Source organism: Ancylobacter aquaticus (assembly GCF_004339465.1).
Classification (GTDB): domain Bacteria; phylum Pseudomonadota; class Alphaproteobacteria; order Rhizobiales; family Xanthobacteraceae; genus Ancylobacter; species Ancylobacter aquaticus.
Genome location: NZ_SMFY01000005.1, coordinates 164412 through 189338 on the forward strand (window position 1 = coordinate 164412; position 24927 = coordinate 189338).

The 24927-nt window shown below is 64.7% G+C and carries 23 protein-coding genes and 2 pseudogenes; 10 read left to right on the top strand and 15 right to left on the bottom strand.

What is annotated here, in order from left to right; all coding sequences use genetic code 11:
• Nucleotides 1-7: 7 nt before the first annotated feature.
• Genes EV667_RS20700 through EV667_RS20725 form a run of 6 tightly spaced genes read right to left on the bottom strand, consistent with a single transcriptional unit; the run spans nt 8 to nt 8231 of the window.
• Entirely contained in the window at nt 8-1396 is a 1389-nt protein-coding gene (locus tag EV667_RS20700) for an LLM class flavin-dependent oxidoreductase (protein ID WP_131837222.1), read from the bottom strand.
• A gap of 8 nt (nt 1397-1404) precedes the next feature.
• Complete coding sequence (locus EV667_RS20705) at nt 1405-2964, bottom strand: FAD-dependent oxidoreductase (RefSeq protein WP_131837223.1); 1560 nt, start codon at nt 2962-2964, stop codon at nt 1405-1407.
• Between the two features lie 14 nt (nt 2965-2978).
• Entirely contained in the window at nt 2979-4712 is a 1734-nt protein-coding gene (locus EV667_RS20710; protein WP_131837224.1) for an ABC transporter permease, read from the bottom strand.
• Complete coding sequence (locus tag EV667_RS20715; protein WP_131837225.1) at nt 4709-5857, bottom strand: ABC transporter ATP-binding protein; 1149 nt, start codon at nt 5855-5857, stop codon at nt 4709-4711. Before EV667_RS20715 ends, EV667_RS20710 begins: the two co-directional genes overlap by 4 nt.
• Before the next feature lie 35 nt (nt 5858-5892).
• A complete protein-coding gene (locus EV667_RS20720; RefSeq protein ID WP_131837226.1) occupies nt 5893-7227 on the bottom strand; it encodes an LLM class flavin-dependent oxidoreductase in 1335 nt (444 codons plus the stop codon).
• Between the two features lie 20 nt (nt 7228-7247).
• Nucleotides 7248-8231: a Bug family tripartite tricarboxylate transporter substrate binding protein gene (locus tag EV667_RS20725; protein WP_131837227.1), complete on the bottom strand. Its 984-nt coding sequence runs from the start codon at nt 8229-8231 to the stop codon at nt 7248-7250.
• Between the two features lie 89 nt (nt 8232-8320).
• On the opposite strand from EV667_RS20725, the gene EV667_RS20730 reads away from it, so the two are divergent.
• The 3 genes from EV667_RS20730 (at nt 8321) to EV667_RS20740 (ending at nt 11114) form a co-directional block, all read left to right on the top strand.
• Nucleotides 8321-8782, top strand: coding sequence for a tripartite tricarboxylate transporter TctB family protein (locus EV667_RS20730; protein ID WP_131837228.1), 462 nt, complete (start codon nt 8321-8323; stop codon nt 8780-8782).
• Nucleotides 8782-10281 carry a tripartite tricarboxylate transporter permease gene (locus EV667_RS20735; protein WP_131837229.1) on the top strand — a complete coding sequence of 500 codons (1500 nt, stop codon included), beginning with the start codon at nt 8782-8784 and terminating at the stop codon, nt 10279-10281. The genes EV667_RS20730 and EV667_RS20735 overlap by 1 nt, the downstream gene beginning before the upstream one ends.
• 83 nt (nt 10282-10364) lie before the next feature.
• The gene (locus tag EV667_RS20740; RefSeq protein WP_165901672.1) at nt 10365-11114 is read left to right on the top strand and encodes a transporter substrate-binding domain-containing protein; all 750 of its coding nucleotides are present in this window, start codon (nt 10365-10367) and stop codon (nt 11112-11114) included.
• A gap of 68 nt (nt 11115-11182) precedes the next feature.
• Here the strand turns inward: EV667_RS20740 and EV667_RS20745 are convergent, their stop codons facing one another.
• The 4 genes from EV667_RS20745 to EV667_RS20760 all read right to left on the bottom strand — a co-directional run bounded on the left by EV667_RS20745 (nt 11183) and on the right by EV667_RS20760 (nt 14340).
• On the bottom strand, nt 11183-11929 hold the full coding sequence (locus tag EV667_RS20745; protein ID WP_131837230.1) for an amino acid ABC transporter ATP-binding protein: 747 nt from the start codon (nt 11927-11929) through the stop codon (nt 11183-11185).
• A complete protein-coding gene (locus tag EV667_RS20750) occupies nt 11926-12606 on the bottom strand; it encodes an amino acid ABC transporter permease (protein ID WP_131837322.1) in 681 nt (226 codons plus the stop codon). The genes EV667_RS20745 and EV667_RS20750 overlap by 4 nt, the downstream gene beginning before the upstream one ends.
• Before the next feature lie 75 nt (nt 12607-12681).
• Complete coding sequence (locus tag EV667_RS20755; protein WP_131837231.1) at nt 12682-13461, bottom strand: amino acid ABC transporter substrate-binding protein; 780 nt, start codon at nt 13459-13461, stop codon at nt 12682-12684.
• Between the two features lie 78 nt (nt 13462-13539).
• Complete coding sequence (locus tag EV667_RS20760) at nt 13540-14340, bottom strand: MetQ/NlpA family ABC transporter substrate-binding protein (RefSeq protein ID WP_131837232.1); 801 nt, start codon at nt 14338-14340, stop codon at nt 13540-13542.
• Between the two features lie 447 nt (nt 14341-14787).
• Here EV667_RS20760 and EV667_RS20765 point away from each other — a divergent pair, with 447 nt between their 5' ends.
• The 4 genes from EV667_RS20765 to EV667_RS20780 all read left to right on the top strand — a co-directional run bounded on the left by EV667_RS20765 (nt 14788) and on the right by EV667_RS20780 (nt 18014).
• Complete coding sequence (locus EV667_RS20765; protein WP_131837233.1) at nt 14788-14991, top strand: hypothetical protein; 204 nt, start codon at nt 14788-14790, stop codon at nt 14989-14991.
• A gap of 123 nt (nt 14992-15114) precedes the next feature.
• A complete protein-coding gene (locus tag EV667_RS20770) occupies nt 15115-16155 on the top strand; it encodes a methionine ABC transporter ATP-binding protein (RefSeq protein WP_131837234.1) in 1041 nt (346 codons plus the stop codon).
• Nucleotides 16145-16834: a methionine ABC transporter permease gene (locus EV667_RS20775; protein ID WP_131837235.1), complete on the top strand. Its 690-nt coding sequence runs from the start codon at nt 16145-16147 to the stop codon at nt 16832-16834. Before EV667_RS20770 ends, EV667_RS20775 begins: the two co-directional genes overlap by 11 nt.
• 32 nt (nt 16835-16866) lie before the next feature.
• A protein-coding gene (locus tag EV667_RS20780; RefSeq protein WP_131837236.1) for an IS3 family transposase occupies nt 16867-18014 on the top strand; the annotation gives its coding sequence in 2 pieces (ribosomal slippage) (nt 16867-17131 and nt 17131-18014; 1149 coding nt in all).
• Between the two features lie 428 nt (nt 18015-18442).
• Here the strand turns inward: EV667_RS20780 and EV667_RS20785 are convergent.
• Together EV667_RS20785 and EV667_RS20790 are read right to left on the bottom strand one after the other, a co-directional pair.
• Nucleotides 18443-18629, bottom strand: a pseudogene (locus tag EV667_RS20785) (IS6 family transposase); the annotation flags it as partial.
• Nucleotides 18630-18679: 50 nt separating this feature from the next.
• Nucleotides 18680-18934 (bottom strand): annotated as a pseudogene (locus EV667_RS20790) (IS21 family transposase); the annotation flags it as partial.
• Nucleotides 18935-19066: 132 nt separating this feature from the next.
• Between EV667_RS20790 and EV667_RS20795 the strand changes: the two are divergent.
• Nucleotides 19067-19327, top strand: a complete 261-nt coding sequence (locus EV667_RS20795) for an FAD-binding protein (protein ID WP_131837237.1) — start codon at nt 19067-19069, stop codon at nt 19325-19327.
• A gap of 192 nt (nt 19328-19519) precedes the next feature.
• On the opposite strand, the gene EV667_RS20800 is transcribed toward EV667_RS20795, so the two are convergent.
• The 3 genes from EV667_RS20800 to EV667_RS20810 are packed head-to-tail and all read right to left on the bottom strand — an operon-like array spanning nt 19520 to nt 22370.
• Nucleotides 19520-20581, bottom strand: a complete 1062-nt coding sequence (locus EV667_RS20800; RefSeq protein WP_131837238.1) for an aldo/keto reductase — start codon at nt 20579-20581, stop codon at nt 19520-19522.
• Nucleotides 20578-21267, bottom strand: a complete 690-nt coding sequence (locus tag EV667_RS20805; protein ID WP_131837239.1) for an aspartate/glutamate racemase family protein — start codon at nt 21265-21267, stop codon at nt 20578-20580. Before EV667_RS20805 ends, EV667_RS20800 begins: the two co-directional genes overlap by 4 nt.
• A gap of 11 nt (nt 21268-21278) precedes the next feature.
• On the bottom strand, nt 21279-22370 hold the full coding sequence (locus tag EV667_RS20810; RefSeq protein ID WP_131837240.1) for a LacI family DNA-binding transcriptional regulator: 1092 nt from the start codon (nt 22368-22370) through the stop codon (nt 21279-21281).
• Between the two features lie 491 nt (nt 22371-22861).
• Between EV667_RS20810 and EV667_RS20815 the strand changes: the two genes are divergently transcribed.
• Together EV667_RS20815 and EV667_RS20820 are read left to right on the top strand one after the other, a co-directional pair.
• A complete protein-coding gene (locus tag EV667_RS20815) occupies nt 22862-23857 on the top strand; it encodes an ABC transporter permease (protein WP_131837241.1) in 996 nt (331 codons plus the stop codon).
• 58 nt (nt 23858-23915) lie between these two features.
• Nucleotides 23916-24926 (top strand): substrate-binding domain-containing protein, encoded by a 1011-nt coding sequence (locus EV667_RS20820; protein ID WP_131837242.1) that lies wholly within the window; start codon nt 23916-23918, stop codon nt 24924-24926.
• The last annotated feature ends 1 nt before the right edge of the window (nt 24927 follow it).

Sequence of the window (24927 nt, forward strand, 5' to 3'; positions counted from 1 at the left end):
CAATTGATCAGGCGGCGGCGGACGTTTTCGCAGCCGTATGCTCGGCTGCGGCGTCGATCGCCTTGGTGTGCTTGTGGTGACGGGCCGGGCGCTTGAGCCCGAGATGCTCGCGCAGGGTGCGGCCCTCGTACTCAGTGCGGAACAGGCCGCGCCGGCGCAGTTCGGGTAGCACCAGCTCGATGAAGTCGGTGAGGCCGCCTGGCAGGTAGGGCGGCATGACGTTGAAGCCGTCGGCGCCCTCGTTGAGGAAGCGCTCCTCCATCTTGTCGACGATCTGCTCCGGCGTGCCGATTACCTGCCAGTGGCCGCGCGCGCCAGCGACACGCAGGCCGAGCTGCAGGATCGACAGCCCCTCGCGCTGGGCGAGTTCCAGCAGCAGCACCTGCCGGCTCTGCGCGGCATTGGTGACTGGAATGTCGGTGGGCAGCGGGCCATCGAGCGGCAGATGGCGCAGCGGAATGCCGAGGCGATGCTCAAGGATGGAGAGCGCGACGTCCGGGTGGATGAGGTTCTGCAGTTCCTCGAACTTCGCCTGTGCCTCCGCCTCGGTGCGGCCGACCACCGGGAAGATGCCCGGCATGATCTTGACGTCGTCGGGGGAGCGACCCGCAGCGACGGCGCGGGCCTTCACGTCGCGGTAGAACGCCTGCGCGTCGGCAAGGGTTTGCTGCGCGGTGAAAACGACTTCGGCCGAGGCGCCGGCCAGAGCCTTGCCGGCCTCAGACGAGCCGGCCTGCACCAGCACCGGCCAGCCCTGCGGCGAGCGCGGAATGTTGAGCGGCCCACGCACGCCAAAATACTCGCCGCGATGATCGAGGCTGTAGACCTTATCGGGATCGAAGAAGACACCGCTGTCCTTGTCGCGGACGAAGGCGTCGTCCTCCCATGAGTCCCACAGCCCCTCGGTGACGGCGAGGAACTCGGTAGCGCGGCGGTAGCGCTCATCGTGCGGGGGATGGCGGTCGCGGCCGAAATTATAGGCCTCGCCCTCATTGCCCGAGGTTACGAGGTTCCAGCCGGCGCGCCCGCCGCTGATATGGTCGATGGAGGCGAATTTGCGGGCCAGCGTGTAGGGCTCGTTATAGGTGGTCGAGGCGGTGGCGACCAAGCCGATACGCTCGGTGACGGCGGCCAGCGCGCCGAGCAGCGTCAGCGGCTCGAACTGCGCGACATAATGGGTGGAGAAGCGCGCCAGCGCGCCCCAGTCCTCGCCGCGAGCTCCGGCGCTGTCGGCCAGGAACAGCATGTCGAACTTGGCGGCCTCGGCCGCCTGCGCGACCTCGGCGTAATGCTTGAAGTTGATGCCGGCATCGGCCTGCGCCTCCGGGTGGCGCCAAGCGGCGGCGTGGTGGCCGGTGGGGTAGAGGAAGGCGCCGAGCGCCATCTGCTTGGTCATAGGAAACCTCAGGCGGCTGTGAGTTCGGAAGGGAGGGCGGCGGGCTGCTGTGCGGCGGCGTCCTTGCCGGCGATCTGGCCGGTGACGAAGCATTCCGCGAGATTGCCGGCGCCGAGATAGAGAAAGCCCCAGATGCTGCCGAGCTCGCCGGCCTCGTAGAGACCGGGAATTGGCTCGCCATGCGCATTGAGCACGCGTTGGCGGGCGTCATGCGCGGGGCCCCCTTGCGTGTTGCTGACCACCGGCCACAGCTCGCCGACATAGAAGGGCGGGTTCTTCACGGGGAACAGCGAGCCGACCGGACGGTTGTGGTCGCCGTCCGTGCCGACCTCGACCGCCGCATTCCAGCGCGCGAGGCTCGCCGCGACCGTGGCGGGATCGGCATCGATCAGCGCGGCGAGTTCCTCGACGCTGTCGGCGCGCTTCAGGATGCCGTTGCCGACCTCCTTCAAATTATCGTCGCTCCACTCATAGGGTTCGACCGAGCGGTCGTTGATCACGGTCTGGCCGAGCGGGTAGAGCTTGCGTCCGTCCTCATCCACCACAAGGAAGGCGGGGATGCGCGGGAAGCGCTGCGACTGCGCGTCGTACTGGTCGAGCAGCCGATGGCCGGTGTCCTGGATATAGGGCTGGTACTCGTTCATGAATCGCCGGCCCTGGCAATCCAGCACGATCCAGGACATGCGCACGTCCGGCTCCTGCAGCTGCGGCGTCCAATCCGGCAGTTTCTTGACCCGTAGGCCATAGGGATAGGCCGGGTCGGTGTGGCGGAAGCCGTAGGAGCCGTGAAAGTGCCACATGTGCCAAAGGTCGGCGCCGGCGGCCTGCGCCATGCGGATGCCGTCGCCGGTATTTCCACGCGTGGCAACCGGAAGCACCGGGCGGATCTGCCAGTATTTGCGCTGCAGATCGGGCGCGGCCTCGAAGCCGCCGGAGGCGAGGATGACGCCGCGCCGTGTGCCGATGCGCTTCACCTCGCCATTGGTGCGGGTGATGGCGCCAAGCACTTCCCCGTTGGCGCCGAGGATCAGCCGTTCGGCGGCCGTATTGAGGCGTGTCTCGATGCCGCGCGCCCGGACATTGTCGTGCACCAGCTTGAACACGTTCGGCCCGCGCAGCCGGCCCCGCACCTGCGGGTACTCAGTACGCGCATCGAAGCCGGGGATGGATAGCACCTCCACCGTGCCGAAGGCGTCGTTGCCCGTGAACGGGTAGTTGGCAATGCGGCGGTGTACGGCGATCTCCGCGCCGTTCACCGTGGCGAGGTCGCGGAAATAGGGCTCCAGCTCGGCCATGCCGGCAGCGACCACATCGAGCACGTCATCCGGCACGTCGGGGCCAACCGTCTCGCGCAGATAGGCGCGGGCGCCGGCGCGCTCGACGATGGTGCGAATGCCGCCGCCGGCGCAGATCGAGATGCCGCCGGGATCGGGCATCTTCTCGATCAGCAGCACACGCGCGCCGGCATCATAGGCGGCGATCGCCGAGGCGCCGCCGGCAAAGCCGAAACCGACGACGAGCACGTCCCAGACCTCGTCGAAGGGCGGGGTGGATGTGTTGACAGGCATGGCGGGCATCCCGGCTAGCTGACCACGGCCGTCTTCTTCCGCGAGAAGAAGCGGATGAGGCCGAGGATGGAGAGACTGACAGTGACGATGACGACCGACAGCGCGGCGGCGAGCTCGATGGCGCCGTCCTCGATGAACTGGATGACCACGGTGGGCATGACCTGCGTATCCGCCTGAGAGAGGATGGCGGACATCGACAGCTCGCGCAGGCTGAGCGAGAACACCAGCACCCAAGCGATGCCAACCGCGCCGCGCACCAGCGGGAAAGTGACGTCGCGCACGCTGCGCAGCCAGCCGGCGCCGGAGATGCGCGCGGCCTCCTCCAGGTCGGTGGAGAGCTGCTGGATGCCGTTGCGCACCAGCACGAAGGCGATCGGCAGCAGCTTGCCGGCATAGGCGATGAGGATGAGCGTCAGTGTGCCGTAGAACAGGTTCACGTAGCCCATCAGTATTCCCACCGCATAGGCAATGGAGGGAAAGCCATAGGCGATCATGACAAGGAAGGTGATGGCCTCGCGGCCGAAGAACTGCACCCGCTCTACCACCCAGCCGAGCACCAGACCGAGCCCGGCGCAAACCGTCGCGGTGGCGAGCGCCAGCAGCAGGCTGTTGATGATGGAGCCGCGCGCGACGAAATCGGCGTCGAAGATCAGCGCGTAATGTTTGGTGACGAGGTTGCTCAAGGTGATGTCGGCGCCGAACGATGACAGCACCGAGAGCAGCAGCAGCGCGCCGATGGGCAGCACGGCGGTGGCGAACACCACGACGATGCAGAAGCCGCCCGCCGCCCAGCGCCAGCGGCCGAGCGTGGTGATCTGGTCGGAGGTCGCCTTGCCGGTGAGGGTGCGGAAGTTCTCCGCCCGCACGGCGTATTTCTGGATCAGCAGGCTGACGGCGGTGAACACCATGATGGGCATCGCCACCGCGGCGGCATAATTGAACTGCGGCGGGAATTTCAGCAGGTCGTAGATCTTGGTGGTGATGACCGAGAAGTTCGCCATCGTGCCGATAGCCGCTGGCGCGCCGAAGGACGACAGCGCGTCCAGCATCACCAGGATGATGGCGGACAGGATCGCCGGCCGCACCAGCGGCAGCGTGATAGTCAGGGTGGTACGCAGCCGGCCCGCGCCTAGCACGCGGGCGGCCTGTTCGTTGCTGGCATCGACATTATGCAGCGCTGCGCTGACCGCGAAGAACACCAGAGGATAGACGCCAATGATCTCGATGAAGACGAGACCGCCGAAGCTCATGATGTTGAACGGCGCGTGGGTGAAGCCGAGATACTCGACGGCCAGTTTGTTGAGATAGCCGGAGTTCGGCGCGGCGAGGAAAATCCACGACACGACCGAGATGAAGGACGGGATGACGAAGGAGATGCCGGCCGCCAGAGTCACCAGCATCTTGCCGGGCGCATCGGTGCGCGCGACGATCCAGGCAAGCGGAATGCCGAGGGCGCAGGCGCCCGCCGTGACCAGCGCGACCAGCGCGGTCGAATTCACCGTCGCCGCCCACATGCCGCGCCGGTTGAAGGCCTTCTCGAACGTGTCGAAGGTCAGGTTGCCCTGCGCGTCGACGACGCTGTAGCCGATGAGCAAGGCCAGCGGGTAGGCGATGAGCGCCAGCAGGATGAAGATCGCGAACCCGATGACGAGAAGCTTCACCGGCTGGATGTCGGACAGCCGCTGCAGCAGCGCGGGGCCGTCCGGCACATCGCGCGGGTCATCGGTGAAGAGGGTGGCGCTGCTCATGCGACCACCCAGGCGCTGTCCGCGCGGAACCACAGCAGGGCGCGGCCGTCCTTGAAAGTGCCCGCGGTGCGCGACTGCACGCGCAGCGGCGTGTCCTTGGCGGCGAGCTGGAGTTCGTAGCGGCTGCCGAGGAAGGCGGCCGACACGAACCGCACATCGAGGCCGGTCTGCTGGTCAGGCTTTTCCGGGCGGTCGAAACGGATGTCCTCGGGGCGCAGCAGCAGGGTCGCGCGCTGTCCGGGCGCCGCGGTAGTGAGCCAGCCGGCGGATGCCCGCGCCGAGACGATGTCGCCGGCATCGAGCGCCACCGAGACACGCCCTGCCGCGACATCGATGTTGACGATGGTGCCCTCCAGCAGGTTCGCGGTGCCGACAAAATTGCCGACGAAGCGGCTGGCCGGGGTGCGATACACCTCCTCTGGCGTGCCGACCTGCTCGATGCGGCCCTTGTTCATGACCACGACGCGGTCGGCGAGAACCAGCGCCTCGTCCTGGTCGTGGGTGACGTAGAGCGTGGTGATGCCGATGCGCTTTTGCAGCGCGCGCAGCTCGAACCGCATCTCCTGCCGCAGCGAGGCGTCTAGGTTGGAGAGCGGCTCGTCGAGCAGCAGCAGGGTCGGCTTGGTGGCGAGCGCCCGCGCCAGCGCGACGCGCTGCTGCTGGCCGCCGGAGAGTTCGGACGGGTAGCGCTTGGCCAGATCGCCGAGCTGCACCAGATCGAGCACCGCAGCCACCTCGCGGTCGATTTCCGCGCGCTTCTTGCCGGCAACCACGAGGCCGTAGCCGACATTGTCCGCCACCGTCTTGTGCGGCCACACCGCATAGGTCTGGAACACCATGCCGAGGTGGCGCTTTTCCGGCGGCAGCGCGAAGGAGGCATTGGAGGCCAGCACCCCGTCGAGATGGATCTCGCCGCCTTCCGGCTGCAGGAAGCCCGCCACCATGCGCAGCGTCGTGGTCTTGCCGCAGCCGGATGGGCCGAGCAGCACAACGCTTTCGCCGGGCGCCACTTGCAGATCAATGCCGTTCACGGCCGCCGTGTCGCCGAGCCGCTTGCGCAGGTCGCGCAATTCCAGCCGCGGGAGCTGGTCGGTCGCAACGGGGGCATCGGGCACGATGCCGGTGGCAGGTGAGTAAAAGTTCATGGCGAACTCCGGGTACGCATAGTGTCAGGGATGGTTCAGGCCGAGCGGGCGTAGCGGCTCTCGGGGCGGGTGAGGCCGTAATGCTCGCGCAGCGTCCGGCCGGTGTAGTCGCGGCGGAACAGCCCGCGCGCCTGCAGGATCGGCACGACCTCGTCGACGAAGGCGCTGAGCCCGCCCGGCATGAAGGCCGGCATGATGTTGAAGCCGTCCGCCGCGCGCTGCTCGACCCAGAGCTGGATATGGTTGGCGACCGCTTTCGGCGTGCCGGCCAGCACCTTGTGGCCGCGACCGCCGGCGAGGCGGCGTAGCAACTGGCGCAGCGTCGGCTTTTCGCGCTCGACGATGTTGAGGATGACCTGCGAGCGGCTCTGCGCGCCCTGCACCGTCTCCGGGCGGGGGAAGGCCTCGATCGGGATGCGCTCGTCCAGCGGGAAGACGCTGAAGTCGAAGCCGTCGAAGCGCTGCGAGAGGTGCTTGAGGCCGACCACGGGAAGCGTGAGGTCGTCGAGCTCTTCTTCCAGCGCGCGAGCTTCAGTGTCGGTAGAGCCGAGGATAGGCGACAGGCCGGGCAGTATCTTGATGTCGTCCGGGTCGCGGCCGAACGCCAGAGCACGCCGCTTCACATCGGCGTAGAAATCCTTTGCCTCGGAGAGATCCTGCTGCGCGGTGAAGATCGCCTCGGCATAGCGTGCCGCGAAGCCACGGCCTTCATCGGAGGAGCCGGCCTGCACCAGTACGGGGTTGCCCTGCGGCGAGCGCGGCACGTCGAGCGGCCCGCGCACCCGGAAGGTTTCGCCCTGATGGTCGATGGCGTGGATGCGGGCGGTGTCGGCATAGATGCCGCGCGTGCGGTCCAGCACGCGGGCGTCGTCCTCCCAGCTGTCCCACAGCTTGTGCACCACTTCGACATACTCCGTCGCGCGGCGGTAGCGGTCGGTGTGGGAGTTGCGCTGGTCGAGCCCGAAATTACCGGCCGCCTCGGCGGACCAGGACGTGACGATGTTCCAGCCGGCGCGACCGCCGCTGATATGGTCGAGCGAGGCGAACTGCCGGGCCAGATTATAGGGTTCGGAATAGGTGGTGGAGGCCGTGGCGATCAGGCCGATATGCGAGGTTGAACCTGCCAGCGCCGAGAGCAGCGTCAGCGGTTCCAACTTGCCCTGCGCGACATGCTTCACGCTGCGCCCGATCGCGAGCTGGTCGGCGAGAAACAGCGAGTCGAACTTGCCGCGCTCTGCGATCGCCGCGATCTCTCGGTAATAATCGACATCGGTCAGGCGCTCGGGCTGTGATCCGCTGTAGAGCCAAGACGCCTCGTGATGGCCGGTGGTCGGCACGAAGACGTTGAGATGGATGTGCTTGTCCGTCACGGCAGTCGTCCTGAAAATGCTCAATCGAGCTTGATGTTGGCGGCCTTGATGACGCGGCTGTAGTTCTCGAAATCGCTGCGCACGGCTGCATCGCCTTCCGCCGCGGTCGAAGCGACGACGGCGAAGCCCTGGCCTTCGAGGAAGCTCTTCACGTCGGGCGCGTTCAGCGCGGCGACGAAGTCGCGGTTGATCTTCTCGACCAGCGGGCGCGGGGTCTTGGCAGAGACGAAGACGCCCTGCCAGGTCTCGATGTTGAAGTCCTTGATGCCCTGTTCCTGGAAGGTCGGAACGTCGGGCAGGGCTGCTGAGCGCTTGGCGGTGCTGACGCCGATGGCGATCAGTCGGCCGGCGCGCACATGCTCGGTAACGGCGGCAAGCGTGATGATTACCGCGTCGATATGGCCACCAAGCAGGTCGGTCACCGCCGGGGCGCCGCCCTTGTAGGGGATGAAGGTGTACTTGGTGCCGGTGAGCTGGCCGAGCAGTTCATGGCCGATGTGATGGGCGCCACCATTGGACGGCGTGCCGACGGTGAGCGTGCCGTTCTTCTCGCGGGCGAGCTTCAGATATTCATCGAGGTTCTTCACGCCGAGCGAGGGTCGGACCACGAGGATTTGCGGGTTCGACACCGCCTTGGTGACGGTCGAGAGGTCCTTGATCAGGTCGCTCTTCAGCTCCGGGCCGAAGAAGATGGCGTTGAGCGGCACCTTGTCGCCGCCGACCACGATCGAGAGCCCGTCAGGCTTGCCCTGCGCGATCTGCTCCAGCCCGATATTGCCGTTGGAGCCGGCAACGTTCTCGACGATGGGGTCCTTGCCCCAGATCTTGCCAAGCTCGCGGGCCACCGTCCGTGTCAGCGCGTCGGCGCTGGCGCCCGCTGACGAGGTGACGACGATGCGCACCTGGGACTGCGGGTATTTCGACACGTCCACCTCGTCGGCGGACGCGGGGACGAGCGTCAGTGCCAGTGCGGCGCCGGCTAATAGACTGAAAACACCATTCATCGCTGAGAACCTCCGTAATTCGCCACGATCCTAAATTGACATTTCTAATTGTCTATAGAAAATATAGATTAATGAGTTGGAGATTGCCAGTGCCCCTTAATCGCGACGTTCTCACTGCCGGCCTCGCCACCGCCTTTGCCTTGACTCTGCTGGCTTTCGGCAGCTATCTCCCGGTGGGAACGGCGGTGCGCATGGGACCCGGCTTCATTCCCCGTGCCGTCGCCATAGGCCTGCTCGCGGTGGCCGTGCTTATCCTGATCAAGGCTTTGCTTGCCCGGCCCGCCCGCGCAGACGATGCCGCGCCGGAAGCGCCGATCCACTGGCGTGGGGCAGCCAGCATCAGCTTGGGCGTGCTGACGTTCGCGCTACTGATCCAGCCGATCGGCCTGCTCGCCAGCGCCACGGCGACGGTGTTCTTCTCCTCACTCGCCCAACAGGGAGAGGGCTGGGCTGAACGCGTCGTGCTTGCGGGCTCGCTCGCCGCCATTGCCGGGGCGGTGTTCGCCTATGGGCTTGGCCTGCCGCTGCCGATCCTGCCGAACTTCCTGTGATGGAATTTCTCGGTCATCTCGCGCTCGGCTTCGATGTCGCGCTTTCCTGGCAGAATCTTCTGCTGTGCCTGATCGGCGTGCTGTTGGGCACGCTGGTCGGCGTTTTGCCAGGCATCGGGCCGGCAACCACGATCGCCATCCTGCTCCCGGTGACTTTTGAGCTGCCGGCCGTTGGCGCTCTCATCATGCTGGCCGGCATCTATTACGGCGCGCAATATGGCGGCTCGACCACGGCGATCCTCGTCAACATGCCCGGCGAGTCGTCCGGTATCATCACAGCGCTGGACGGCCACCAGATGGCCAAGCAGGGCCGCGCGGGAGTGGCGCTGTCGATTGCCGCCATCGGCTCGCTGTTCGCCGGCACGGTCTCGACCTTCTTCATCGCCGGATCGGCCTCGACGCTGTCCGAGCTCGGCCTGATGTTCGGGCCGGCGGAGAATGTCGCGCTCATGGTGCTGGCCATCGTCGCGGTCATCGTCATGGGCAAGGGCTCGGTGCTGAACGGGCTGGTGATGGTGCTGATAGGCCTGTCGCTCGGGCTGATCGGCACCGATGTTGAAACCAGCAAGGCACGGTTCACCTTCGGCATTCAGGAACTGCGCGACGGCATTGATTTCATCCCGTTGGCGATGGGGCTGTTCGGCATTTCCGAAATCCTGCGCACGCTGGAGACGCCGGGCGACAGCACAATTCTGAACAACAAGATTTCCGGGCTGTGGCCAAAATGGGCGGACCTCAAGGCCTCGGCTCTGCCGATCCTGCGCGGCACCGGCGTCGGCACGGTGCTCGGTATCCTGCCGGGAAGCGGCACGCTGCTCGCCTCCTTCACCGCCTACATGGTGGAAAAGAAGATTTCCCGCACGCCGGAACGCTTCGGCAAGGGCGCGATCGAAGGGCTGGCCTCCCCGGAGAGTGCCAACAATGCTGCGGCGCAGACCTCCTTCGTGCCGATGCTCACCCTCGGCATGCCGTCCGGTGCGGTGACGGCGCTGATGATCGGCGCCATGACCATCCATGGCATCTCGCCGGGGCCGCAGGTGGTGACGCAGCGCCCGGATCTCTTCTGGGGGCTGGTGTGTTCGATGTGGATCGGCAACGCGATGCTGCTGATCATCAACTTGCCGCTGATCGCCATTTGGGTGTCGATCCTGCGCATCCCCTACAGGCGGCTGGTGCCGGCGATCATCCTGTTCTGCTGCGTCGGCGCCTACAGCGTGAACAACTCAACTTTCGATGTGGTCGTGCTGTTCGCCGCCGGGCTGTTCGGTTACGCGTTGTCGCGGCTGGATTGCGACCCGACGCCCCTGCTGCTCAGCTTCATCATCGGGCCGATGCTGGAAGAGAATTTCCGCCGCGCCATGCTGGTCGCGCACGGCAACCCGATGACGTTTGTCGAAAAGCCGATCAGCCTGACGCTGCTGCTGGCGACGGCTGCCCTACTGGTGGTGGCGGTCCTGCCCTCGGTGCGCAAGCGTCGCGAGGAGGTGTTCGTGGAGTGAGGAGAACGGACGTCCATGACCGTCGTCGCGATCCGGCATAGGATGCTGCCCGGATCCTTTCTGTTCAGTACCGAGTACCAAACATGGCGTTCAGCCCGACCATCGATCCCATCTCCCCCGCCTTGCGCGACCTTCTTGCCCCAGGCGGCGTACTTCGCGCCGGCATCAATCTCTCGAACTTTCTGCTGGTCTCGAGCCGCGATGCGCAAGGTTCGCCGATCGGGGTGTCGCCCGACATGGCCGGCGCTATCGCCAACCACCTCGGGGTCAGGCTGCAATTGGTACCGTACGAGTCGCCCGGTCTTCTGGCCGACACGGCATTGCGCGACGAATGGGATATCGGGCTGATCGGTGCCGAGCCGCAGCGGGCCGAAGTAATCAGCTTCACCCCATCCTATGTAGAGATCGAGGCGACCTATTTGGTCCGCGAAGGCTCTAGTTTGCACAGCACGGGGGACGTCGACGCGCCGGGTCTTCGCATCGCGGTGACGGGGCGCACCGCCTATGGGCTCTGGCTCGACCGCAACATCCAGCACGCCACGCTGGTGCGCTCCTCCACCATGGACCAGGCACGGGCGGATTTTGCCGAGCAAGGGCTCGACGCGCTCGCTGGGCTTCGACCGCGATTAATCGCGGATCAGGCTCTGCTTCCCGGTTCGACCCTATTGCCGGGGCGCTTCATGGCGGTGCAGCAGGCGATTGGAACGCCAAAGGCGAAAGCCGCGGCGCTCTCCTACCTCACGAGCTTCATTGAGGCCGCCAAGAGCTCTGGCTTCGTCGCCGAACTGATCGAGAGGCACCGTGTGCAGGGACTGAGCGTCTCCGCTGCGTGACGGCGAAGCGCGGGTGCGCGTTGTGGCGGAACCGCGTCACCGCTGATGGGCCGGAAGGTCTGCACTCCTCACTGCGTCAGCAGGCTCGAGATGAACTGCCGGGTGCGCTCCTGAACCGGGGCGGCGAACAGCGCGCGGGCCGGGCCGGTCTCAAGGATGTGGCCGCCATCCAGAAACGCGACCTCGCCAGCGATATTGGCGGCGAGCCGAAGGTCATGGGTCGCCATCAGCATGGTTGTGCCCTCGCGCGCCAGCTGCGCGATGACTTCCACCACCTCGACGGCAAGCTCCGGGTCGAGCGCGGAGGTTGGCTCGTCGCACAGCAACACCTTCGGCGCCGGGGCCAGCGCGCGGGCGATCGCCACGCGCTGCTGCTGGCCACCCGACAACTGCGCTGGCCAAGCCTCCGCCTTGTCGGCGAGGCCGACCTTATCCAGCAACTCCAGCGAGCGGGCGCGGGCCTTGCCCTCCGGCCATTTCAGCACGGCGACGAGGCTTTCCATCACGTTGCCCAGCGCGGTGCGGTGCGGGAACAGCTGGAAGTTCTGGAACACCATGCCGGTTTGGCGCCGCACGCGCAGAATGGCGTCGCGTTCGGGCCGCTTGCCGGGCGCGAACGTTACGCGGTCCTCGCCAATGGCGAGCGCGCCGGCCTGCGGGATTTCCAAAAGGTTCACGCAGCGCAAAAGCGTGCTCTTGCCCGAGCCGGAGGGGCCGATCAGCGCGGTGACGCTGCCCTCGGCAATTCTGAGGCTGACGGATTTGAGGACGGCAAGCTCGCCGAAGCTCATCTCGATGTCGGTGAGCGCAATCATGACGAGGCTTTCACGAAGCCGCCATAGCGGCTGAAATGACGCTCCAGCCGTACCTGCAAGGCCGACAGCACGGAGCTCAGCGCCAGATAGATCAGCGCCGCCTCGATATAGATGATCAGCGGCTCATAGCTGGTGGCGACGATGCGCTGCGCCGCCTGGAACAGCTCCGGGACGGTCACGGCGGCGGCGAGCGAGGTGTCCTTCACCAGCGAGATGAACGAGTTCGACAGCGGCGGCACCGCCACGCGCAGCGCTTGCGGCAGGATGGTCCGGCGCAGCGCCTGCTGCCAGGTCATCCCGATGGAATAGCTCGCCTCCCACTGCCCGTTTGGGATCGAGCCGATCACCGCGCGCACGATCTCGGAGGTGTAGGCGCCGACGTTCAGGGTGAAGCCGATCAGCGCGGCGGGAAATGCGTCCAGCACGATGCCGATGCTCGGCAGGCCGTAGAAGATCAGAAACAATTGCACAAGCAGCGGGGTGCCGCGAATGATCCAGACATAGAACCGCATCACCGCCACCAGCGGCTTCGGGCCGAACAAGCGGATCAGCGCAACGACGAAGCCAAGCGTCAGGCCGAGCGCGAAGGACAGCAGGGTAAGTGGGACCGTGAACACCAGCGCCGCCCACAGCAGCGGGGCGGCCGAGTTCAGCATAAGTTCGAGCCAATAGGGCACAGCGCGGCTTCCGTTCATGAGAAAGGGCCGCCCAGGCAGGGCGACCCCTTCTGTCGTCACATTAGGACGGTGGGATTATTTGGAAACGTCGGCGCCGAAATATTTCGTCGAGATCGCCGCGTAGGTGCCGTCCGCCTTGATGTCGGTGATCGCCTTGTTGATGGCCTCGACCAGCTTCGGGTTGCCCTTGCGCACGATCACGCCGGAATAGTCGGCATTGTCCTCGGTGGCGACGATCTTCACCTTGGCGTCGGGCTTGTGCTTCTTGAAGTCCAGAAAGGACAGGCTGTCATTGACCGTGGCGTCGGCGCGCCCGTTGAGCACGAGCTGGATCGACTGGTCGAAGCCGTCGGTGCCGACGAGGCTCGCGCCATTCTTCTCGGCGAGCTTGCCGAAATTGCTGGTCAGCGACTGCGCCGCCTTCTTGCCCTTCAGGTCGCTGAAGCCCTTGATGTCGGTATTGTCGTCACGCACGATCAGCACGGCTTTTGAGGCGATATAGGGATCGGAGAAGTCGTATTTGGCCTTGCGGGCGTCGGTGATGCCGACCTGGTTGATCACGGCGTCGTAGCGCTTGGCATCGAGGCCGGCGATCAGCCCGTCCCATTTGCCCTCGAGGAATTCCGCCTTCACGCCAAGCTTCGCAGCGATGGCTTCACCGATCTCGACATCGAAGCCGACCAGCTTGTTGCTGCCGTCATGATAAGTGAAGGGGGCATAGGTGCCCTCGGTGCCGATCTTGATGATTCTGGCGGCCTTGATGGCGTCGAGGTCGTCGGCACGGCCCGGCGCGGCAGCGACCGTCTGCAAGGCGGCGACGAGGCCGATTGCGATAAGCGAGTGCATCCATTTCATGGGTCTGTCTCCTGCGCTCTAAGGGGCGCTGCCTGCTTGAATGCTAAAGTGGGGTGATCGAGGCGGGCAGCTAGTGGCTCACCACGCCGGCAGCACGGCGCCCTTGAACCGGGTTTCCAGAAACGCCTTCACGTCCGGCGACTGATAGGCTGCGGCCAGCTTGCGGATCGTGGGCTTGCTCTCATCCCCTGCGCGCACGGCGACGATATTGCCATACGGGTTCTCGGTGCGGCTTTCCTGAACCAGCGCGTCCTTGCGTGGGTCGAGCTTGGCGCCGAGCGCGTAATTGGTGTTGATCACCGCGCCATCGAGATCGGGCAGTTGCTTGGGCAGTAAGGCGGCATCGAGCTCGCGGAACTTCACCTGCTTCGGATTGTCTATCACATCCAGCGTCGTCGGCAGCAGGCCCTTGCCGGGTTTCACCTTGATCAAGCCGTTGGCCGCCAGCAGGTTGAGCGCCCGCCCGCCATTGCTGGGATCGTTGGGAATGCCAATCTGCGCGCCCTGCGGCAGGTCTTTGAAATTCTTGATCTTGGTCGAGTAGAAACCGATCGGCTCGACGATGGTGAAGCCGGCGGGCACGATCTTGTAACCCCGCGCCGCGATCTGGGCGTCGAGATAGGGCTGGTGCTGGAACGCATTGGCGTCGAGATCGCCGCGCGACAATGCCTCGTTCGGCAGCGTGTAGTCGGAAAAGGCGATGATCTGGATCTCTATTCCGTCCTTGGCCGCGACCTTCTTGACGACTTCGGCGATCTCTTCCTCGTCGCCGCCGATGACGCCGAGCTTGATCTTTTCAGCCGCTGACGCGGGTAGGGCGCTTATGAGGGCGGCAACGGCAATGCCGGCTGCGAGGTTGATGAACCGATTGATGGACATGGAGGCTCCCCGAATGATGGCGCCAGGCGCCTTGTCTCGTGAGAGGAGCGCCGAATCTGATAATAATCTATTGAATTTATGGAATACTAGGTATGCATATTTGTTAGGCGTGATGCACAAATCGTGGGCGACCGCACAAAGGTCTATCAATCCAATTGACAATTTGAAGTGGTTGGTTAATCGTAAAGCCGTTGTTGATCGGTGAATAATTTGTATTCGCTGATTGGCCGCGGGATTTGAGCCCGGCAGCTTGCACCGCGTCACCAATTGCTAAAGCGCCACGATGGTCGTGGTCGGGTCGTTTTGACGATGCCTTTGGGAGGCCGAGCCATGACCAAGATGTGTTGTCCCTGCTGCGTATGACGTTGCTTCGTCTCGTATCTTTTCAGCAGCTTTAGCCGGATTGCAGTTGCGCCACAGGCGCCCTCCGGTTCAGGGACCTAGACCATGACCGATTTCATCTCCTTTGCCGCCGGCGAGCCGCGGCTCGACGACATATTGGCCGACCCCATCATTGGCCTTGTGCTGAAGCGCGATGGCCTTAGCGCCGAGCGGGTCGCCGCCCTGCTGGCGCGCGAGCAGCGCCGGCTCGGGTTCGGCAGCGCGCCGCGCCGGGCCGCCGGTTCACCGGCTCTGGCCTACGCGGCCTGACAGGCTGAGCGTGCCACGCTGTCCGAGACTTTTCCGTTTAACAGTGCCGCTCGCGGCGCCGGACCGTCGGCGGTTGCCAAGCAAGACCCGGAAAACCAGAACGGTAGCGATGATGCGCGCCCGATGATCGAACTCGACGGTGTGTGGAAGACCTTTCCAGCCCGCGGCAGCGACACGGCCGTCGAGGCGCTGCGCGGCGTGAGCTTGCATGTGCCGCGTGGCGAGATTTATGGCGTCATCGGCCGTTCCGGCGCCGGCAAGTCGACCCTGATCCGCACCATTAACGGGCTGGAGCGCCCGACCTGCGGTGAGGTGCGGGTCGACGGCATCGCCATCGACAAGCTCGATGAGCGTGCGCTGCGCGAGGAGCGCCGCAAGATCGGCATGATCTTCCAGCACTTCAATTTGCTGTCCTCACGCTCGGCCTTCGGCAATGTCGCGCTGCCACTCGAGCTGCTCGGCCTTAGCCGTCGCGAGATTGAAAAGCGCGTGACGCCGCTGCTGGAGCTGGTTGGGCTGGGCGACAAACGTGACCGCCATCCGGTGGAGCTCTCCGGCGGCCAGAAGCAGCGCGTCGGCATCGCCCGTGCGCTAGCCACCGAGCCCAAGGTGCTGCTGTCGGACGAGGCGACCTCGGCACTCGATCCCGAGACCACACGCTCCATCCTCGCGCTGTTGGCGCGGGTGAATGCCGAGCTCGGCCTCACCATCGTGCTGATCACCCACGAGATGACCGTCATCAAGGAAATCTGTCACCGCGTCGGTGTGATCGACGACGGCGCGATCATCGAGGAGGGCCCGGTCCACCAGGTGTTCGCACACCCGCAGACCGCGACGGCGCGCTCTTTCGTCGGCAGCCTTGCCGGGCGCGAACTGCCCGCCAGCATCAAGGCCGAACTCGGCGCGCCGGTGGAGGCATCGTCCCAAACTATTTTGCGTCTGACTCTTACCGGGGAGGCGGCCACCCAGCCGACCGTGACCAAGCTGGCGCGGGCGCTCGGCATCGATGTCGCCATCCTCGGCGGCCAGATCGACAGCATTGGCGGCCACCCGTTCGCGCTGCTGTTCCTCGGCGTGCCGACGGCGAGCTGGACCAGCGGTGCGGTGAGCGCGGCACTGGCGAGCCCGGACATCCAGCTGGAGATGCTCGGCCATGTCGCCTGAACTCCTCCGCCTCATCCTCGATTCGACGCTCGAGACGCTCTACATGGTCGGCGTCGCGACCCTTATTGGCACGCTGCTCGGCCTGCCGCTCGGCATTTTCCTCGCCACCAGCGGCCAGGGCGAGCTGTTCGCCGCCCCGAAGCTGAACGGCGTGCTCGGCGTGGTGGTGAACGCTACCCGCTCGACACCTTTCATCATCCTCGTCGTCGCCATCATCCCCTTCACCCGGCTGATCGCCGGCACCTCCATCGGCACCACGGCGGCCATCGTGCCGCTGACCATTGCCGCGACACCATTCATCGCGCGCATCGTCGAGGCGGCGATCCGGGAAGTCGATTACGGCCTGGTGGAAGCGTCATTGGCGATGGGAGCCACACCGTTGCAGATCGTGCGCAAGGTGCTGATCCCCGAGGCGCTGCCGGGTCTCGTGCTTGGCATCACGCTGGCTGTTGTCAGCCTGCTGTCGAACTCCGCCATGGTTGGCGCGGTCGGCGGCGGAGGCTTGGGCGATCTCGGCATCCGCTACGGCTACCAGCGCTTTATGCCGGAGGTGATGCTGGTCGTGGTGATCGTGCTCATCGTGCTGGTTCAGGGATTTCAAACCCTCGGTGAATATGTCGCGCGGCGGGTCAACCGACGCCTGCGACTGGTCTGCCCCCTGAAAAGTGGTCCTCCTTAAGGTAGGCTTTCGAGCCTTTGGAGGATGGCGCTATGGCGCAGAAGAAGCACAAGCCTGAAGAGATCGTCGCAAAGCTCCGGCAGGTAGACGTGCTGGTGTCCCAAGGACGTCCGGTTTCCGAGGCGATCCGGGCGATCGGGGTGACGGCGTTCACCTTCTATCGCTGGCGCAAGGAGTTCGGTGGTCTGAAGAGCAACCAGGTGAAGCGTCTGAAGGATTTGGAGAAGGAGAACGAGCGGCTTCGCAAGGCGGTCTCGGACTTGACGCTTGAAAAGCTTATCCTGAAGGAAGCCGCGTCGGGAAACTTCTAAGCCCCGCCCGGCGCCGGCGCTGCATCGAGCACGTCATGGGCAAGCTCGGCGTGTCGGAGCGCTTCGCGTGCCGGGTTCTGGGGCAACATCGATCCACGCAGCGCAAGATGCCGATGGGGCGAGCCAATGAGGCCGCGCTTACCGCTGACATCGTCGAACTGGCCACCCGGTATGGGCGCTATGGCTATTGGCGGATCACAGCGCTGCTACACGCCGCTGGCTGGGCCGTGAACGTCAAACGGGTCGAACGGATTTGGCGGCAGGAGGGGCTCAAGGTGCCTTACAAGCAGCCGAAGAAGGGCCGCCTATGGCTGAACGATGGGTCCTGCCTCCGGCTGCGGCCGGAGCATCCCAATCATGTCTGGTCCTACGACTTCGTCGAGGATCGCACCCATAACGGCAGGAAGTTCCGCATGTTGAACGTGATCGACGAGTTCACGCGGGAATGCCTGGCGATCCGCATCGACCGCAAGCTCAACTCGACTGCAGTCATCGACGTGCTATCCGACTTGTTCGTGCTGCGGGGCGTGCCCAGCCATGTTCGTTCCGACAACGGCCCGGAGTTCATCGCCAAGGTCGTGCGCGACTGGATCGCCGCGGTCGGGTCCAGGACCGCCTTCATCGAACCGGGTTCGCCATGGGAGAACGGATATTGCGAGAGCTTCAACTCCAAGCTCAGAGACGAACTGCTGAACGGCGAAATCTTCTACATCTTGGCTGAGGCAAAGATCGTCATCGAGAGCTGGCGCCACCACTACAATACCGAGCGACCGCACTCATCACTCGGCTACAGGCCTCCAGCTCCAGAGGTCATCTTACCCCTGCAGCCGGCCCCATCAGACCAGGCCGAAAGGCCGACAATGAATTAGACTGAAACCGGACCACTCAATAGGGGCAGGCCACACGGCCGTCCCCCGACCTCTTGGCGAGACGGGGACGTCATCGAGGGCCACGAGAGGGAAATCGTGGCCCATGCCTTCGCCGACACCGCGCCGGTCGCCCGGGGACGCGGGCGAGCGTCCTGATGCCGCGACGCCGAAGCTCGCCCCGTCGCGCACGCTGAAACCCGTGGCTCCGGGGCTCCCGCAGTTGTGCCGCGGGAGCCCCTGGCGTCTCATACGGCCGGTGTGCCGCGCTGGTGTTGGCACGTTAACTTCCGGCTGTCGCGAAGAGGAGCATTTGGCTTGGTGACAGGCTCAGGCGGTGACGCCAGCGACGGCTTTCCAGTGCGCCATAGCCTTGAGGCGAAGAGGTGAGTGGCTAGGGCAGAGCGGCGGGGCCGAGATGGAACGAACAGATAATCCCGCCCGAACTTCATCGCCCAGCGCCGCAGCGTCTCGTAGGAGAAGGCAATACTACGTTCCGGGCAGCATCTCCTCGACCAGGCGAAGGCTCAGGGGAAAGCGAAAATACAGCCACACCGCGTGGGCGATGATCGCCGGCGGGAATCGGTGGCGCTTGTAGCTGATGGTCGGCGGGTTCATGCGACCCCAATTACACGGCCTGCCGCAACGCCGAAGTTAACGTGACAACGCCGCTTGGCCGTATGCCGCTGCTTCACCCGTGCCGAACGGTCCGCGTCCTGGATCGCATCGATCACCGGCAACAAGGGACCCAGCTTCGGCTTCGCCGCGGGCTCCTTGCGCGTATATCCCGGTGGCAGCGAGAACCGACACATCTTCGTAACCGTCTCCGGGCTCAACCCGAATACCCGCGCCGCCTCACGCCGGCGACGACCTCCGACAAACACGAAGCGCCGAACCGCGGCATAACTCTCCACGGCAAACATCCCTGGCCGTCCCCAAAGGGATAAGCCTAACCAATGGCCGGATTTTACCCCGCCGTGCTCAGCAAAGTGCCGTCACTCACTGCCTGGTTTTGACACCGCCATGGACAACACCAGCTTCGCGCCCAACCGTGCATGGTGTCACTGGCAAAGGCGCCGTTCTACCGCGTGCTTGTCTACCCAACCCCCGTCGCCACAAGCCTCGGCCTTTCCGCCAATGCCCATGCGCAGGTGCTCGATGCCCACGGTGAGGCAATTCCGGGGCTTTATGTCTGCGGCAATGACATGAGCGCCGCGATGGGCGGGGAATATCAGGGGCCGGGCGGCCAGTTGGGCCCAGGCATGACCTTCGCCTACATCGCGACACGCCATGCCGCCATCCCGCCACGCCGATGACGGGGCGACTTATGTTGACTTCCCCTAGGCTGGGAAGTTGAAGCACGATGATGTTAAATGCGGCAACGTCCTTTTAGCCGCTCGATGACGAGCAGCTTCCGCTAGCCGCCAGAGCGATATGCCAAGCGCTTTCCCGACGGACGAGCTCGTCTCCGGAATCCGCAAAAAGATTCATCTGCATCAGCGCATCCGCTAGATCTTGCCGAGGTCGTCGTAGCCCGCATGCAAGGCCCAATCTCCCTCGCAAAAGCGATCGCGGGCAAAATTGTGCTGGTGCCAATAGGGGTAGATATAGGGCAGCCGGCTGACGATGTTCAGTCGTTCCAGTTCATCGGCGGTGAGTTCGATATCAACGGCAGCGATGTTGTCGCGGAAATGGGCCTCCTCGGTGCCGCCGACCACGAGCGAGGCGATTCCGGGACGCGACAGCGTCCAGGCGATGGAAATCTGTGCCGCTGTTGCACCGCGCGTGGCGGCGATGTCGTTCAGCACGTCGACGATATTCCACAGGCGCTCGCTGTCGCGGATGGGCGGCTCGGTCCAGCCGGCCGCCTGGCGTGAATCGGCCGGGAACTTGTCGCGGCCGAACCGGCCAGAGAGCAGGCCGGCGGCCAGCGGGCTCCACACCATGACGCCGACGCCCTGATCGACCGCGATCGGCAGGAGTTCATACTCCGCCTCCCGCGCCTCCAGCGTGTAGTGAATCTGCTGGGTCACAAAGCGTGGCAGGTTCCTGGTCTCGGCGATGCCAAGCGCCTTCATCACATGCCAGCCGGAATAGTTCGAGCAGCCGATATAGCGGATCTTGCCCTGCCGCATCAGCGCATCCAGCGCCGACAGCGTCTCGTCGAGGGGCGTAACACCGTCCCACTCGTGCAGGAAATAGATGTCGATATGGTCGGTGCGCAACCGTTTAAGGCTGCGCTCGCATTCGCGCATGAGGTGGTAGCGCGACACGCCCTCGTCATTTGGTCCCTCGCCGATCCGCATGCGCGCCTTGGACGAGAGGAGCACGCGGTCGCGGCGGCCTTCGAGCACCTCGCCGACGATCTCCTCGGAACGGCCGAAGGAGTACATATTGGCGGTGTCGATGACGTTGATGCCACCGTCGAGACAGACATCGACCAGGCGCCGGGCCTCGGTGACGCCGTGATTGGCAACCTTGGCGAAATCGCCCACTCCGCCAAAGGAGAACGTTCCCATGCTGAGGGCCGATACCTTCAGGCCCGAGCGGCCGAGCGTGCGGTATTTCATGAGAGACGTCTCCCGGAGGTATCGGCCGCAAGGGCGCGACCTGTCAGTTCAGCCGCGACGGCGGCAATCCCCAGCTCAGGACTGGTGAGCACGGCAATCCTCTGCTGGGCCGAGGCCGGCAACGCGCCCGCCATCGAGGCCTGCGCCAGCACGACCAATTCGACCTGCGGCGCCACTTCGTCAAAGGCCTCCCGCACAAGGCGATCATGGGCCTCTCGGTCCCCTGCCACGAGACGCGCAAAAGCCCCCTCGCAGAGCCGGGCGACCATCGTGACGTCACGGCCGGCGGCGGATGCTGTCGCGCGGATCAGCCGGCCGGTCGGTTCCAGAGTAGTGGACAGTGTCGCCAGCACGCCGATGCGACGGGCGCGCCGCACCGCCTCCTCGGCCATGCCGCGATCAATGCGAAACAGCGGCACCGGCGTTGTCGGGCGCAGGGCGTCGACCGCTTCGCCCAGGGTCGAACAGGTGACAAGCACCGCATCGGCCCCGGCGGCATCGGCCTGCACCTCGGCGGCGAGGCGCGCCCGGGTGGCATCAGTGAGGTGCCCGGCGCGCACGGTTTCAGCGAGCAGGCTCTCATCGACCGAATGGACGAATGTCCAGCACGGCAGCGCTTCCTCGACGAGCGGTCCGAAACGCGCGACCAGCGACGGCACGGTGTGAATGAGCGCGAGCCGGGGCATGTGCTGTCTCCTTACGCGGTCTGGGCGACGCCGCGGCGGCGGACCGCGCGCGGTGCGGGGCGGGGATCGCCCGGTCCCCGATCGCTGGCCCTTGTGACGAGACTGGCCCCAACCAGTATCTTCACCGGCCGCTGCGGCTCGGCGGCGTTGATGAGGTCGTCGAGAATGGTGACGGCCAGATTCCCGATCTTGCGCTTCGAGACGTCGATCGTTGTGAGGGCCGGCTCCATGGTGGCGCCGAGCGGGAGATTGTCGAAGCCGATCACCCCGACATCCTCCGGAATGCGGATGCCGAACTCGCGCAGCGCCTTGATGAAGCCATAGGCAATGACGTCATTGGTGCAAAAATACCCATCTGCGAGCGTGAGCCCGTCGCTTAGCGCCTTCACGGTATCGAGATGGGCGCCATCAAAGGTAGATTCGACGGAGAGAATGTGGGCGGGGTCGATGGTCAGCCCTAACCGTGCGGCATTCCGGTGGAAGGCATGCTCACGGAGGTCGAAGTTCGTGGTCTCCACATGGCTCGCCACGAAACCGATGCGCTCGAACCCCTGCTGACGCAGTCGCGCCATCACCTGATAGACGGCGTCTTCGTTGTTCATATTGACGAAATTGGCTTCCACGATGTCGCAGAAGGTATCGATAAACACGATCGGCCGGCCGACGCCCTGCAGGATGCGAATGTCCGATTCCGACATTTCGGTGCCAAGCGCAATGAGGCCGCTGACCGGGGCGACCGCGATCATGTCGGCGACCGAGGTCATGCTCTGTCCCTCGTGGCTCACCACCTCCAGCGCATAGCCGCGCCGGGTCGCTTCGGCCGACATGCCGTCGATGTAATCCGACACGAAGACACTGTGGTCACGGTTCACCGTGTGGCCGTGCTTGGCGATCTTGAGGAAGCGGATGGTGCTGCCCGACGCCTCAGGCCGCGGCCTTGCCAGGCGGGGAACATAGTTGAGACGCGCGGCAGCTTCGAGAACCCGGGCGCGGGTGATCCCGGAGATTTCCCCCTTGCCGTTCAGGACGAGCGAGACCGTCGCCGGCGAAACGCCCGCCGCACCGGCAATGTCCCGAATGGTGAAAGTCGCCTTGGCTTTCATGTCCGGCTAAGCGTCCCCATGGAACCTACGATGCGCATTAAATGCCAACTTTGTTTAGTAAACATATGGGCGCCTTTTTGAGCGTTAGGCCAAAAATCTCGGCCTTGCAACCGTCTTGCAAGAATGATGCGGAAGTCCGAACCGCGTGGCTGGCCCATTTGGAATTCGCGCGCTCCCCGTCGATCGAACACTCCGGCAGCGACGGGCCTGGCCTTGCCCGAGAGATGACGGAAATGCCCACAGAAGCGTAAGAAAGGCTGCCCTATAAGGGTTTGGTATACGAAATTCCATATTTCATCTGATGCCCTACCGGCCCTGAACGTTGCCGCTCTTTTGGGCACGCTGGTCCCAAGGCAGCTGCGGGGGGCGCCCGCAGAACACTGCCACCCACCTCGGGTAGGCCGCTTGCGCCCCGCAAAAGCCTTTGCTACGAATTTAGTGAAGCTGGTCAAAGTTTACTAAAAGTACCGGCACCACTCCGGGAGGAGACCATGCGAACCACCGGCGGACAGCTGGTCATGCTCGTCGTCATCAACGCGGCGCTCCTCGCCGTGGGGGCGATGATTTCCGGCGGCACCTTCCTCTCGCCGTTCAACCTGCAGTCCATGGCCGGCCAGCTGCCCGAGATCGGCTTCCTCGCCATCGGAGTGATGCTCGCCATGTGCGCCGGCAATGGCGGCATCGATCTTTCCGGCATCGCGCTCGCCAACCTCTCCGGCGTCGCCTCGGCGATCATCGTTGCCTCATTCCTGGCGAGCACCGGCAACGAGACCGTCTTCTCCATTGCCTTCATCGCGGTGGCACTGGTGATAGGGCTGGTTGGCGGCATGTTTAACGGCCTGCTCATCAGCCGGCTGAACATTACGCCCATCCTGTGCACCCTCGGCACCCAGATGTTGTTCACAGGCATTGCCGTGGTCTTGTCGGACGGGCGGGCAGTGGCTGTCGGCAGCCCCGAGCTGCTGTCGGCAATTGGCAATGGGCTTTTTCTGGGCGTACCGATCAGCTTCCTTGTCTTCATCGGCGCCGCCGGGCTGGTCGCTGCACTACTGAAATTCACCCCTTTCGGCCTGTGGCTGATGCTCATGGGCACCAACCCCAAGGCAGCGACCTTCGCTGGCTTTCCCAAGGCGCGGGTACTGATCGCGACCTATGCGACGAGCGGGCTGCTGGCGGGCCTTGCGGGAATCATCATCGCGGCGCGCAACGTCAACGTGAAGTGGGACTACGGCACGTCCTACCTGCTCATTGCCATCCTGATCGCCGTCATGGCGGGCGTCCGCCCGGAGGGCGGCTATGGCCGGGTGATCTGCGTGGTGATGGCAACGATCGCGCTGCAGCTCATGTCGAGCCTGCTGAACTTCGGCGGGTTGTCGAACTTCGTTCGCGACTTCGCCTGGGGCGCACTGCTTCTGACCTTCCTAGCGGTCGGCCGCTACAACCTGGTCGGCCTGCTAACCCCGAACAAGAGCGAGAAGCTCGTGTGATGCGCAACCCTCACGCATCGATCAGATCATGAGGGTGGAAACAAAAAAGGAGGAAACTATGGGAGCTCTCTCGAAGAAGATGCTGCTCGGCTCGGCGATGGCCCTCGCCGTCGTGGCCGGCTCCGCCGGCGCGCTGATGGCCCAGGACAAGCCGGTCATCGCCACTATAGTCAAGATCAGCGGCATTCCGTGGTTCGACCGCATGGAAACCGGCGTCAAGCAGTTCCAGAAGGACAATCCCGATGTCGTCGCCACCCAGTACGGCCCGGCCACCGCTGATGCGGCCCAGCAACTGCAGATCATAAACGACCTCGTCGCCAAGGGGGTCAACGGGCTCGCCGTGGTGCCAATGGACCCCTCCGTACTCGAAGGCACACTCAAGCGCGCCATGGATCGCGGGATCATCGTGGTGACGCACGAGGCCGACAACCAGAAGAACACCCATGCCGATGTCGAGGCCTTCGACAATGCCGATTACGGGCGTGCCCTGAACAAGCGTCTGGCCGAGTGCATGGGCGGCAAGGGTAAGTGGACCACCTTCGTCGGCTCGGTCGGCAGCCGCACCCACATGCAGTGGGTCGGTGCGGGCGAGGAGAACGCGAAGACGCATCCGGACATGGTGCTGGTCGACAAGAACAACGAGTCGTTCGACGACGCCAACGGCACCTATGAGAAGGCCAAGGAAATCCTGCGCAAGCACCCCGACATCAAGGGCTTCCAGACTTCGGCTGGCAATGACGTGCTCGGCGTCGGCCGCGCCATCGACGAGGCCGGCCTGTCCGGCAAGGTGTGCCTGGTCGGCACCGGCCTCCCGAACCCCTCGCAGGACCTGCTTGAGTCCGGTGCCATCACCGCCATCGGCTTCTGGGATCCGCAGAAGGCCGGCATGGCAATGAACGCGGTCGCCAAGAGCCTGATCGCCGGCAAGAAGGTCGAGGACGGCGCTGATCTCGGCGTGCCCGGCTACGAAAAGGTGAAGGTGGTGAAGGGCCCAGGCGAGGGTGTTCTCATCATCGGCAACGGCATGGTGCTCGCCGACAAGGCGAACTACAAGGAATACCTCTTCTGAT

What these genes read in the sequence shown, in the direction of transcription:
- EV667_RS20725 (WP_131837227.1), bottom strand. Translation starts at nt 8,231, where the DNA reads ATGAATGGTGTTTTCAGTCTATTAGCCGGCGCCGCACTGGCACTGACG.
- EV667_RS20820 (WP_131837242.1), top strand. Translation starts at nt 23,916, where the DNA reads ATGGGAGCTCTCTCGAAGAAGATGCTGCTCGGCTCGGCGATGGCCCTC.
- EV667_RS20745 (WP_131837230.1), bottom strand. Translation starts at nt 11,929, where the DNA reads ATGATTGCGCTCACCGACATCGAGATGAGCTTCGGCGAGCTTGCCGTC.
- EV667_RS20775 (WP_131837235.1), top strand. Translation starts at nt 16,145, where the DNA reads ATGTCGCCTGAACTCCTCCGCCTCATCCTCGATTCGACGCTCGAGACG.
- EV667_RS20710 (WP_131837224.1), bottom strand. Translation starts at nt 4,712, where the DNA reads ATGAGCAGCGCCACCCTCTTCACCGATGACCCGCGCGATGTGCCGGAC.
- EV667_RS20815 (WP_131837241.1), top strand. Translation starts at nt 22,862, where the DNA reads ATGCGAACCACCGGCGGACAGCTGGTCATGCTCGTCGTCATCAACGCG.
- EV667_RS20760 (WP_131837232.1), bottom strand. Translation starts at nt 14,340, where the DNA reads ATGTCCATCAATCGGTTCATCAACCTCGCAGCCGGCATTGCCGTTGCC.
- EV667_RS20715 (WP_131837225.1), bottom strand. Translation starts at nt 5,857, where the DNA reads ATGAACTTTTACTCACCTGCCACCGGCATCGTGCCCGATGCCCCCGTT.
- EV667_RS20795 (WP_131837237.1), top strand. Translation starts at nt 19,067, where the DNA reads ATGGTGTCACTGGCAAAGGCGCCGTTCTACCGCGTGCTTGTCTACCCA.
- EV667_RS20740 (WP_165901672.1), top strand. Translation starts at nt 10,365, where the DNA reads ATGGCGTTCAGCCCGACCATCGATCCCATCTCCCCCGCCTTGCGCGAC.
- EV667_RS20755 (WP_131837231.1), bottom strand. Translation starts at nt 13,461, where the DNA reads ATGAAATGGATGCACTCGCTTATCGCAATCGGCCTCGTCGCCGCCTTG.
- EV667_RS20700 (WP_131837222.1), bottom strand. Translation starts at nt 1,396, where the DNA reads ATGACCAAGCAGATGGCGCTCGGCGCCTTCCTCTACCCCACCGGCCAC.
- EV667_RS20770 (WP_131837234.1), top strand. Translation starts at nt 15,115, where the DNA reads ATGATCGAACTCGACGGTGTGTGGAAGACCTTTCCAGCCCGCGGCAGC.
- EV667_RS20765 (WP_131837233.1), top strand. Translation starts at nt 14,788, where the DNA reads ATGACCGATTTCATCTCCTTTGCCGCCGGCGAGCCGCGGCTCGACGAC.
- EV667_RS20735 (WP_131837229.1), top strand. Translation starts at nt 8,782, where the DNA reads ATGGAATTTCTCGGTCATCTCGCGCTCGGCTTCGATGTCGCGCTTTCC.
- EV667_RS20800 (WP_131837238.1), bottom strand. Translation starts at nt 20,581, where the DNA reads ATGAAATACCGCACGCTCGGCCGCTCGGGCCTGAAGGTATCGGCCCTC.
- EV667_RS20805 (WP_131837239.1), bottom strand. Translation starts at nt 21,267, where the DNA reads ATGCCCCGGCTCGCGCTCATTCACACCGTGCCGTCGCTGGTCGCGCGT.
- EV667_RS20705 (WP_131837223.1), bottom strand. Translation starts at nt 2,964, where the DNA reads ATGCCTGTCAACACATCCACCCCGCCCTTCGACGAGGTCTGGGACGTG.
- EV667_RS20810 (WP_131837240.1), bottom strand. Translation starts at nt 22,370, where the DNA reads ATGAAAGCCAAGGCGACTTTCACCATTCGGGACATTGCCGGTGCGGCG.